Raw genomic sequence first — 628 nt, forward strand, 5'->3', positions numbered from 1 at the left:
TGCCACAACTCCTGATGAAGCACGTCGGCTTGTGTTATTGTATTTACGAGCTTCATTTTCCTGATCTTATGGGGTGAATGGACATTGCCGTTAGCATAAGTCACTGGGTTGCCGGGGCGATAAGTGTCCTCTACTGCCCAGCCGTAATTATCAGCGTCTGGTACCGACTGAGCATCTACTTCGAGTACCTCGCCGTTGTGGAGTATCATACCTGCGGTGGTGGTAGCAAACCCTGCGTCATCTTCGCTGATTTTGCAGCCTTGAAGTATATAGCTCTTACTCAAATCAAGTCCCAACGCTATAAATGCTGCCGCTTGCCCTTCCTGCTGAGCCTCCTGTAAATGGAGCAAATCGTCCAGCGAGTCGGGGTGCCCACCTGTAACGAGGTCTAATATTTTTGCCATAGTGTGTGCTGTTTATTCTTTGATGATAACTGTGTAAATCTTGTCGGGTAATTTGTATTTGTTGATGAAGGCACGTACCTGAAGTTGTTGATCCTCACTCAGTGCCGGAGTTTGGACTACAAAATCGAACTCCCCCTGGAATTCACTCAAAGTGTAGCTAAACTTGGGAAGGAGGTTTTTTTGGGCAATTTCGCTCAACCAGTAACGGTAATATTGCAAACTGG

Annotated in this window: 2 pseudogenes; both read right to left on the minus strand. The window is 46.8% G+C overall.

Annotated features, from left to right (window positions below):
* Positions 1 to 404, minus strand: a pseudogene (locus tag Q0954_RS34275) (hypothetical protein); the annotation flags it as partial.
* A gap of 12 nt (positions 405 to 416) precedes the next feature.
* Positions 417 to 628 (minus strand): annotated as a pseudogene (locus Q0954_RS34280) (hypothetical protein); the annotation flags it as partial.

The sequence above is a fragment of the uncultured Microscilla sp. genome (assembly GCF_947493425.1).
Classification (GTDB): domain Bacteria; phylum Bacteroidota; class Bacteroidia; order Cytophagales; family Microscillaceae; genus Microscilla.